A 10,697-nucleotide genomic window follows, 5' to 3' on the forward strand; every position below is an offset into this window, starting at 1 on the left:
GGGCTTCGTAAGTATAAAAACCAAATAGAAAAGGATGAGGACATTGCTAAAGAGCTTCAAGACGGAAATAAATCCGACAGAGGAACAGAAAGTTAAGATTCGTAAAACAATAGGAACTTGTAGATATATTTACAATTTCTATCTCGCTCATAACAAAGAACTTCATGACAATGGAGAAAAGTTTATGAGTGGTAAAAGTTTTAGTGTCTGGCTGAACAATGAGTATCTTCCCCAAAATCCAGATAAGTTATGGATTAAGGAAGTCAGTTCAAAATCTGTAAAGCGTTCAATCGAAAATGGTTGTGTCGCATTTACCAGATTTTTTAAACATCAAAGTGGTTTTCCTAATTTTAAAAAGAAAGGAAAATCTGATGTGAAGATGTATTTCGTAAAGAATAATCCAAAGGATTGCCGATGCGAAAGACACAGAATTAATATTCCATCACTTGGTTGGGTTCGTATGAAAGAAAAAGGATACTTTCCTACTACCAAAGACGGGTATGTGATTAAAAGCGGTCATGTTTCAATAAAAGCTGACAGATACTATGTTTCAGTTCTTATAGAAATTCCAAATAACAAAATAGCCAATCATTCAAAGGAAGGAATTGGCATTGACCTTGGATTAAAGGATTTTGCCATTGTTTCTAATGGTAAAACTTATAAGAACATTAACAAATCTGCAAAATTAAAGAAACTTGAAAAACAGCTTATCCGAGAACAGAGAAGTTTTTCTCGAAAGTATGAAAATTTAAAGAAAGGAGAGTCCACTCAAAGAGCAAATATACAGAAACAAAAACTCAAGGTACAGAAACTTCATCATAAAATAGACAGTATCCGTACTGACTATATCAATAAAACAATCGCAGAGATAGTGAAAACCAAACCATCTTATATAACGATTGAAGATTTAAACGTATCAGGAATGATGAAGAACAAACATCTATCAAAGGCAGTTGCTTCGCAGAAGTTTTATGAATTTAGAACGAAACTTCAAGCTAAATGCAAGGAAAGCGGAATTGAACTTCGTGTAGTAGACAGATGGTATCCATCATCTAAAACTTGTCACTGTTGCGGAGCTGTCAGGAAAGATTTAAAACTTTCGGACAGAATCTTCCGATGTGACTGTGGTTATATCGAAGACAGAGATTTCAATGCTGCACTTAATCTGAGAGATGCTACGACTTACGAAGTTGCATAAATAAACGCAAACGTAGGTATGTACCGTGGGCTTACGCGGGAATTAACGACTGTGGAGTGTACAAGAACTTGTGAGTAGATATGATTTTGGTCAATCCAAAGCATACACGATGAAACAGTAAGTAAAACTTGTGAAAGTTTACATTATCTCGATGTGAGTATATTTACACACATTTTGAGTGGCAGAAATGTCATGTCTCAGGAACGTTATCGCTCTCTCAACGGAGCGCTTCGTGAGCGCTTCGGTGAGAAACTTTATAAATTATCTTTGAACGGCGGCTGCACCTGCCCGAACCGGGACGGTACTCTGGGAACCAGAGGCTGTATCTTCTGCAGTGCCGGTGGGTCCGGCGATTTTGCAGCCAGCGCCCGGCTTTCCGTGACGGAGCAGATCGCGGACGCAAAAAAACGCCTTGCGGGGAAACGGCCTGTAGAGCGTTATATCGCTTATTTTCAGGCCTATACGAATACCTACGCGCCCATCGGGCATCTGCGAAAAATTTTTACAGAAGCAGCGGCCCATCCGGACGTCGCCGTACTTTCCATCGCCACCAGGCCGGACTGTCTGGGGCCGGAGGTGCTGGAACTACTCTACGAGCTGAATCAGAGAAAGCCCGTCTGGGTGGAGCTGGGGCTTCAGACCATGCACGAGGAGACGGCCGGTTTTATCCGGCGGGGCTATCCGCTCTCCGTCTTCGACGAGGCCATGGAGCATCTTCAGGCCATCGGCGTGGAGACCGTGGTACACGCTATTTTAGGGCTTCCCGGCGAGACGCCGGAAATGATTCTGGATACGGTCCGGTATATCAATGCCTCCGGTGCGGACGGGATCAAGCTGCAGCTTCTTCACATCCTGAGAGGCACGGATCTGGCTTCTTATTATGAAACTACCGGCTTCCATGTGCTGACCCTGGAGGAATATGTGGATCTGGTGATCCACTGCCTGGAGATCGCCCGCCCGGATCTGGTGATTCACCGGCTCACCGGCGACGGACCGAAGGATCTGCTCATCGCTCCCCTGTGGAGCCAGGCCAAACGTCAGGTACTGAATACGATTCAGAAGGAACTGAAAATCCGGGATACTTATCAGGGACGGCTGTATACGCCCGTTTCCGGTCAGATATCTTAGAAGAAAGGACGGCGGACTGCCATGTCAGACACTTTAACTTTATACAAACTGATTCTTCTCTATATGCTGGATAAGGTGAGCTTCCCCATGAGCAATGGGCAGCTCTCGGAGTTCATGCTGGATAAGGAATACACGGATTATTTCACGGTGCAGACGGCCCTGTCCGAGCTGGTGGAAGCCAGTTTTCTCCATTTGAAGACCGTCCGCAACACCTCCCTCTACTCCATCACTGACGAGGGGGAACGGACCCTGGAATTCTTCGGGAAAAAAATCTCCTCCCAGATCCGGGAAGAGATCGATGAATATCTGAAGGAACACAAGTATGAGCTGCGCAATGAAATCTCGGTTCCGGCTGATTATTATCCCACCGGAAATGGCGAATACGCCGCCCGCTGCCGGGTGCTGGAAAAGGGCTCGGCCATCATCGACCTGACTCTCACTGTGCCCACCAAAGAGCAGGCGGAATCCATCTGCGCCCACTGGGGCACCAGGAGCCAGCAGCTGTACGCTTATCTGATGCAGAATCTTCTGTAGTATGCATAGAGCAACCGTCTGCCACTGCGCCGCCAGTCGCACCATAGAAAAGGAGAGCAGGGAATTCCCTACTCTCCTTTTCTATATTGGTTCAACCCTTCGGCCAGTTCTTTCACATCTTTGATAATATCCTCAAAAGCTCCCGCCTCATAGAGATTGATCACAATCAGGCCGATGGGAACCGCGATGATCATAGCGATGATACCGCCGATCTTATAGCCAATGTACATGAATACCATGGTGGACAGCGGATTCAGTCCGATGGTGTCGCCCACAATCTTCGGCTGAATCACCTGACGTACCAGCTGGCTCACCAGATAAATGATGATCAGCCCTACCGCGAATTTATAATTGCCGCTTAAGACCTTTAAAGCCGCCCAGGGGATCAGGGCCGTTCCGGTTCCAAAAAATGGGAGGAAATCCAGAATGGAAATCAGGATAGCCCAGAGAAGCGCGTATTTGATCCGCAGAACGAAGAAGCCCACCAGCAGAATCACAGCGACCACGCCCATGATTTTGAACTGGGCCCTGAAGTAGCCGCCCACAGCGCCCCGGAACTTGCCCGTGATAAAGCGCCATTTGGAGCGCAGCTCCTCCGGCGTATGCTCCCGGCCCCACTGGATAATTTTATCACGCTCCGCAATAAAAAAGTAGGCGGACAGGATCGTGAAAATTACATTGACCAGAATGTTGGGAATGTTTTTCGCAATATTGCCTGCGGCGGTTACCGTCGGTCCGCCGATGGTACTGATGAGATTCCCCAGGGACTCGGTCAGGCTGTTGATGGTCGCCGCCAGTTTTTCCACCAGCTCCGGCGGGATCTTCTCAGACAATCCGGCCAGATTCGCGCCGGTGTTCTCCAGATCGCCCAGCAGCGCTTCATACAGATCCGGCAGGATTCCGATAAACCCGTAAATCTCCCGGGCCAGCCAGGACAAAATTCCGTAGCCGCCCAGTACAATCAGTGCTATGGTTCCGATGATAATCACCATGGAACTGTGCTTCCGCACGATTTTCAGACGCTTTTCCATGAACCTCACCAAGGGGTTTGCGATCATCGCAATGATCCAGCCCACCACGAAGGGCATGAAAAAGACCAGAAACCGGGGAACGAAAAGACAGACCAGCACCACCCCCACAAGAAACAGTACGATGTTTACCACATTTCTCAAGTACTTTCTGTCCATCTATTTAACCTCTTTTCATAGGATCCGGCTTACGCCGGACACTCCGCTTATTCCGCGCTAATTTTCCGGCTGCTCCGGCGCTTCTGCCTCTGTTTCCGCTTCTGTCTCCGGCGCAATCAGCCTGTCGATGAGCGCCCAGATCTCATCCCGTCCCTGCTTGGTTTCCGCGGAAAATGGAAGAATCTGGGTTCCAGGTTTCACATTCAATCCCGTACGGATCAGCTTCAGCTGCTTCTGAATCTGGCTCCTCTTGATCTTATCCAGCTTGGTGGCAATGATGATCGGGTCGTAGCCGTTCCAGACGATCCACTCGTACATGCGCTTGTCGTTCTCCGAGGGCTCATGGCGGATATCAATCAGCAGAAAGACTGCTTTCAGCTGCCTGGATCCATGAAGATACCGCTCGATGAGCTTGCCCCATTTCTCGCGAATCTCCTGAGTCACCTTCGCATAGCCGTAACCGGGCAGATCCACCAGGTACATGGCCTGATTTACGTTATAAAAATTAATGGTCTGGGTTTTCCCCGGCTGGGCCGAGGTACGGGCCAGGGCCTTGCGGTTTAAGAGTCCGTTGATCAGAGAGGATTTCCCTACGTTGGACTTGCCCGCGAAAGCAATCTCCGGCAGTTCATTTTCCGGGAGACGGCTGGTGATACCACAGACCGTCTCCAGATTTACATTTTTAATAATCATTTCTTATCTCCATGGGATGCTTCCTGAAAAGCAATCTTTAATACATCCTCCATCTGCTCCGCGTAGACGATCTCCAACCCTTTCTTAATCTCATTGGAAATTTCTTCCACATCCCGACGGTTCTTCTCCGGCACGATGACCGTCTTGATACCGGCGTTTTTTGCTGCCAGCAACTTTTCCTTTAAGCCACCGATGGGAAGCACCCGGCCACGCAGGGTGATTTCACCGGTCATGGCCACATGGGCGTAGACCGGAATGCATGTGATGGCGGACAGCATGGCCGTCGCCATGGTAATTCCGGCGGAGGGTCCGTCCTTGGGCACTGCCCCCTCCGGAATATGGATATGTATATCATGCTCCCGGAAGAACTTTTTGTCAATCCCGTAACGGTCGCTGACGGAACGGATATAGCTTAAGCCTGTCCGCGCGGACTCTTTCATCACGTCGCCCAGCTGGCCGGTCAGGGAGATGTCGCCCTTTCCGGGCATGATGTTGACCTCAATCTGCAGGGTGTCTCCGCCTACACTGGTCCAGGCCAGACCCCGGACAATGCCGATTTCGTCGGTCTCATTGGCCATATCATAATGATAGCGGGGCTTGCCCAGGTATTTTTCTAGATTGTTCTCGGTGAGCTTGACACTCTTTTTCTTCTGCTCCAGAATCTCCCGGGCCGCTTTCCGGCAGACCTCGCCGATTTTCCGCTCCAGCTGCCGCACGCCGGCCTCCCGGGTGTAGCTGTGAATCAGGGCCTCCAGGGCCTTTGGACTGATGGTGAGCTGATCGTCCTTCAGACCATTCTTCTCCATCTGCTTACTGATCAGATGTTCTCTTGCGATATGCACCTTCTCATTTTCCGTATAACTGCTGACCTCGATGAGCTCCATACGGTCCAGAAGGGGCCGCGGAATGGTCTGCACGTCGTTGGCCGTGGCGATGAACAGAACCTCTGAGAGATCCATGGGGAGCTCCACGTAATGATCCTGGAACCGGCTGTTCTGCTCGGAATCCAGCACTTCCAGAAGGGCCGACGAGGTGTCGCCCTTGTAATCACTGCTGACCTTGTCAATCTCGTCCAGCAGCATCAGCGGATTCTTCACGCCCGCCTGCTTCATGCCTGTGGCGATGCGGCCCGGCATGGCTCCCACGTAGGTTCTCCGGTGGCCGCGGATCTCTGCCTCGTCCCGGACGCCGCCCAGGGAAATGCGGACATATTTCTTATTCAAAGCCCTTGCAATGGAACGGGCGATGGAGGTTTTACCGGTTCCGGGCGGGCCCACCAGGCAGAGAATCGGGCTGCTGCCCTTCTTTGTCAGGATCCGCACAGCCAGATATTCCAGCACCCGTTCCTTGACCTGCTCCATGCCGTAATGGTCGGCGTTCAGGATCTCCTCCGCGCGCTTCAGGTCGCTGCTGTCCCGGGACGCCTTATCCCAGGGGAGCTCCAGCATGGTCTCGATATAGCCCCGGAGTACGGCGCTCTCGGAGGAATTCATGCCCATATTTTTGAAGCGGGAGATCTCCTTGTTCAGTTTTTCCTTTACCTCTTTTGAAGCCTTCAGCTTCTTCACTTCTTCTGTGAAATGGTCGGCGTCAGTCAGGGTGTTATCCTCTCCTAACTCCTCCCGGATCACCTTCAGCTCCTCCCGCAGCAGGTATTCCCGCTGGTTCTTGTCCACGTGGGTCTTGACCTTCTGCTGCAGATCCTTCTTGAAGCGCATGATCTCGATCTCTTTATCCATCAGGAGGCAGAGCAGCTCGTAGCGGTCGGACAGGTTCACGGCCTCCAGAAGCTTCTGCTTATCCTCGTAAAACAGGGGCAGATTGATGATCACCTGGCTCATCAGCTTCTCCAGCTCATGCTCCTCCAGAATCTGACGCTCCGTATCCTTGCCCATTTTTCCATTTTCCCGGCAATAGAGGCTGAAGATCTCAGCCAGGTTGCGGGTCATGGCCTCTCTTGCGGTCTCCGGAAGGGCCTCAAGCTCCGTATCCTTCTCGAACCGGATGATTTCCGCCTCCAGATACTCCCCTTCCTCTGAAAAATGAGACCATTCCCCGCGTTCCAGGCCTTCCGCCAGCACCCGGATGATTTTCTGGGGCATCTTGATGACCTGCTTTACCGAAGCGATCGTACCGATCCGGTACAGATCCTCCGATCCCGGATTGTCCACCTGTACGTCCTTCTGGGTCACCAGAAAGACTCTCTGGTCGCGCAGCATGGCCTCCTCAATGGCCTTCACGGAACGTTCTCTGCTCACGTCAAAATGTATTACCATGTCGGGAAGGATGGTCATTCCGCGTAGTGCTACCACGGGCAGGGTTTCAATTAATTCTGACATATTTTTCCACCTTCTCTTTCGTATTTTTCTTTTTATCTGATGCACGAAAGAGTCCCGCAAGCGGAACTCTTTCTGACTCCGGGGGTTATGCCCGGGCTTTTATCTCATTGCTGGCGGTCACAGGCGTGCCTGTTCCCTCCACAACTTCTTTTGTAATCATGCAGTTGGTGATGCTGTCATCTGACGGAATCTCGTACATGGTATCCATCATGATACCTTCCATAATAGAACGCAAGCCTCTGGCTCCCGTCTTCCGCTTTACCGTCTGCTCCGCAATGGCCTCAATGGCCTCCCGCTCGAAGGACAGCTTCACGCCGTCCAGTTCAAACAGCTTCTTATACTGCTTTACGATGGAATTTTTCGGCTCCACCAGAATTCGTACCATGTCGTCCCTGGTCAGTGCGTCCAGGGCTACGGTCACCGGCAGACGGCCCACAAACTCGGGGATCATACCGAATTTCACCAGATCCTCCGGGAGCATCTCATGAAGCAGATGACCGATCTCCTCATTTTCATTGGGACGGCCCAGGTATGCGCCGAAGCCCATGCTTCTGCGATCCATCCGGTGCTCGATGATCTTCTCCAGACCCTCGAAGGCTCCGCCGCAGATGAACAGGATATTCGTGGTGTCAATCTGAATCAGTTCCTGATGGGGGTGCTTTCTGCCGCCCTGGGGCGGTACGGAAGCGATGGTTCCCTCCAGAATCTTCAGCAGTGCCTGCTGTACACCCTCGCCGGATACATCCCGGGTAATAGACGGGTTCTCAGACTTTCTGGTGATCTTGTCGATCTCGTCGATGTAGATAATGCCGTGCTCCGCACGTTCAATATCGTAATCCGCTGCCTGAATGATCTTCAGCAGAATGTTCTCCACATCCTCGCCCACATAGCCGGCCTCTGTCAGTGAGGTGGCGTCCGCGATGGCAAACGGAACATTCAGAAGGCGAGCCATGGTCTGGGCCAGTAAGGTCTTACCGGAACCGGTGGGTCCCAGCAGCAGCACGTTACTCTTCTGCAGCTCCACGTCCGAGTCATCCTTCTTATCTTCCATCGCCAGAATCCGCTTGTAGTGATTATAGACTGCCACGGAAAGTACCTTCTTGGCTTCCTCCTGGCCGATGACATAATCGTCAAGGACTGCTTTGATCTCCTTGGGCTTCAGCAGATTGATCTGCTCGCGGACCTCTTCCTCCTGTTCCTCGTCATGCTCGAATTCCTCTTCGATCAACTCGGCGCAGAGCTCCACGCACTCGTCACAGATATAGGTTCCGCTGGGGCCGGATATCATCTTTCGTACCTGGTCGCCCGTCTTTCCGCAGAAAGAACATCTCACCTTATCATCACTAATTCTAGCCATTCAACAATTTCCTCTATGTTACTGTCTCTTTGTTACAATGCTGTCGATGAGGCCGTACGCGACTGCTTCCTCCGCGCTCATATAATTGTCGCGCTCGGTATCTGCAGCGATAACCTCCAGCGGCTGTCCTGTGTTGGCCGCCAGAATCTCGTTCAGCTTCTTCTTTGTCTTCAGAATATGATCCGCTACAATCTTGATGTCTGTAGCCTGGCCCTGTGCTCCGCCGGAGGGCTGGTGAATCATAATCTCAGCGTTGGGAAGCGCCATACGCTTGCCCTTTGCGCCGCCTGCCAGAAGGAATGCTCCCATGCTGGCCGCCATGCCCATACAGATGGTGGATACATCGCACTTGATATACTGCATGGTGTCATAGATCGCCATGCCGGCAGTGACGGAACCACCCGGGCTGTTGATATACAGGCTGATGTCCTTGTTCGGATCCTCAGACTCCAGAAACAGGAGCTGGGATACGATCAGGCTTGCGGATACGTCTGTTACTTCCTCCCCCAGAAAGATAATCCGGTCTTTCAGCAGGCGGGAATAGATATCGTAAGAACGCTCTCCCCGGCTGGTCTGCTCAATGACATAAGGTACCAAACTCATATTTGCCATATTCAATCAATCCTTTTTATTTCTCTACTGCTGCGTCAGTTACCAGTTCTACTGCCTTCTGAACTGCCAGGTCGTCGCGGATGCTCTTCAGATCTTCCTCAGCGAACATCTCTTTGAGCTTCTCTGTCTCCATCTTGTACTGCTCAGCCATTCTGCCCAGCTCTGCGTCCACTTCCTCGTCGGTCGCGGTCAGGTTCTCTGCTGCTACGACTGCGTCCAGTACCAGACGGCTCTGGATGCGCTTCAGGGCCTGGGGCTTGGACTGCTCTACCATAGCCTGTACATTGCCGCCTGTGAACTGCATGTACTGCTCCATGGACAGACCCTGCATCTGCAGTCTCTGCGCGAACTCATCCACCATACGCTCTGCCTGTGTCTCCACCATAGCGTCCGGAATCTCCATGGTTGCGCCCTCGATGATCTTCTCAATGACAGCGTCTTCCTTCTTTGCCTTCGCGTCAGCAGCCTTCTTCTCCTCTACCTTCTTGCGAACGTCTGCCTTGTACTCCTCCAGAGTATCGAAATCAGATACGTCCTGAGCGAAATCGTCATCCAGCTCCGGAAGCTCTTTTACCTTGATCTCCTTCACAGTGCACTTGAATACTGCCGGCTTTCCTGCCAGCTCTTTTGCGTGGTACTCCTCCGGGAAGGTCACGTCTACTTCTACTTCTTTGCCGATCTCAGCGCCTACCAGCTTCTCCTCAAAGCCCGGGATAAATGCGCCGGAACCGATGGTCAGCGGGTAATCTGTTCCCTTGCCGCCCTCGAATGCCTTTCCGTCTACGAAGCCCTCGAAGTCGATCACGGTCATATCGCCGTCCTGAACTGCTCTGTCCTCTACGGTGATGGTTCTGGAGTTCGCCTCGCGCTCCTTGTCGATCTCTGCCGCTACTTCTTCATCCGTCGCTGTGGTGTCAGCCTTCTCTACCTCGATGCCCTTGTACTGGCCCAGGGTTACTTCCGGCTTTACTGCTACTTCTGCGGTGAAAATGAAGGGCTTGCCCTTCTCAATCTGTACGACTTCTACGTCCGGGCGGGATACGATCTCCAGATCGCACTCCTTGGTTGCTTCCGGATATGCTTCCTGAATCATTGCGTTTACTGCGTCATCATAGAAGATGGACGGTCCATACATCTTCTCGATCATCTGACGCGGAACTTTGCCCTTACGGAAGCCCGGAACAGAAATCTGCTTTCTATTCTTCAGGTAAGCGTTCTGAAGCGCCGCTTCTACTTTCTCAGCGGGAACTTCGATGGTCAGCTTCGCCATGTTCTTCTCTAATTTTTCAACCTGTAAACTCATGTTCTATTTTCCTCCTTAAGTGTGGGGTGTAGGACACCTTCCACGAATTATCTGTGTATATTTTTACATACTTACAGTCATTTTAGTAGTATAGCATGGGTTCCCCTTAAAAATCAAGTATTTTGCATAAAATTGCGTGGTTCTGCCCTGCTGTTTGTTACTGTGAACAGCAGCTTCTGTTTTTTATCATTTTCCGGTTTTTATGTAACGACGCGGCAACAGCCCCCGGCAAATGCTTTCCCGCGCGATACGCGGTCGGTGATATGCTACCCTCATATAGGACAATGAAATATAAAAGTCCTATATGGGGGGTATTTTCATGTTCAGAAAGAGTAAGATAGAACCA

9 protein-coding genes are annotated in these 10,697 nt (G+C 51.0%); 3 read left to right on the forward strand and 6 right to left on the reverse strand.

The features are described 5' to 3' along the window. Nucleotides 1–67 precede the first annotated feature (67 nt). From OCV63_RS16890 to OCV63_RS16900, 3 genes are all read left to right on the forward strand, one after another. Complete coding sequence (locus OCV63_RS16890; protein WP_416862065.1) at nt 68–1,198, forward strand: RNA-guided endonuclease InsQ/TnpB family protein; 1,131 nt, start codon at nt 68–70, stop codon at nt 1,196–1,198. 192 nt (nt 1,199–1,390) lie between these two features. Beyond that, entirely contained in the window at nt 1,391–2,326 is a 936-nt protein-coding gene (gene mnmL / locus OCV63_RS16895) for a tRNA modification radical SAM protein MnmL/YtqA (protein ID WP_158365380.1), read from the forward strand. Nucleotides 2,327–2,347: 21 nt separating this feature from the next. Further along, on the forward strand, nt 2,348–2,860 hold the full coding sequence (locus OCV63_RS16900; RefSeq protein ID WP_158365382.1) for a DUF4364 family protein: 513 nt from the start codon (nt 2,348–2,350) through the stop codon (nt 2,858–2,860). A gap of 68 nt (nt 2,861–2,928) precedes the next feature. Here OCV63_RS16900 and ytvI read toward each other — a convergent pair whose 3' ends face one another. From ytvI to tig, 6 genes are all read right to left on the reverse strand, one after another. Next, nucleotides 2,929–4,047 (reverse strand): sporulation integral membrane protein YtvI, encoded by a 1,119-nt coding sequence (gene ytvI / locus OCV63_RS16905; RefSeq protein ID WP_158365384.1) that lies wholly within the window; start codon nt 4,045–4,047, stop codon nt 2,929–2,931. A 57-nt stretch (nt 4,048–4,104) separates the two neighbouring features. Continuing rightward, the gene (yihA, locus tag OCV63_RS16910) at nt 4,105–4,740 is read right to left on the reverse strand and encodes a ribosome biogenesis GTP-binding protein YihA/YsxC (protein ID WP_158365386.1); all 636 of its coding nucleotides are present in this window, start codon (nt 4,738–4,740) and stop codon (nt 4,105–4,107) included. Further along, the gene (gene lon, locus OCV63_RS16915; RefSeq protein ID WP_158365388.1) at nt 4,737–7,079 is read right to left on the reverse strand and encodes an endopeptidase La; all 2,343 of its coding nucleotides are present in this window, start codon (nt 7,077–7,079) and stop codon (nt 4,737–4,739) included. The genes yihA and lon overlap by 4 nt, the downstream gene beginning before the upstream one ends. 85 nt (nt 7,080–7,164) lie before the next feature. Further along, complete coding sequence (gene clpX / locus OCV63_RS16920; protein ID WP_158365390.1) at nt 7,165–8,436, reverse strand: ATP-dependent Clp protease ATP-binding subunit ClpX; 1,272 nt, start codon at nt 8,434–8,436, stop codon at nt 7,165–7,167. A gap of 18 nt (nt 8,437–8,454) precedes the next feature. After that, a complete protein-coding gene (gene clpP / locus OCV63_RS16925; RefSeq protein ID WP_158365394.1) occupies nt 8,455–9,039 on the reverse strand; it encodes an ATP-dependent Clp endopeptidase proteolytic subunit ClpP in 585 nt (194 codons plus the stop codon). Nucleotides 9,040–9,064: 25 nt separating this feature from the next. Further along, nucleotides 9,065–10,351, reverse strand: coding sequence for a trigger factor (tig, locus tag OCV63_RS16930; protein ID WP_158365392.1), 1,287 nt, complete (start codon nt 10,349–10,351; stop codon nt 9,065–9,067). Between the last annotated feature and the right edge of the window lie 346 nt (nt 10,352–10,697).

Source organism: Laedolimicola ammoniilytica (assembly GCF_025567165.1).
Classification (GTDB): domain Bacteria; phylum Bacillota; class Clostridia; order Lachnospirales; family Lachnospiraceae; genus Laedolimicola; species Laedolimicola ammoniilytica.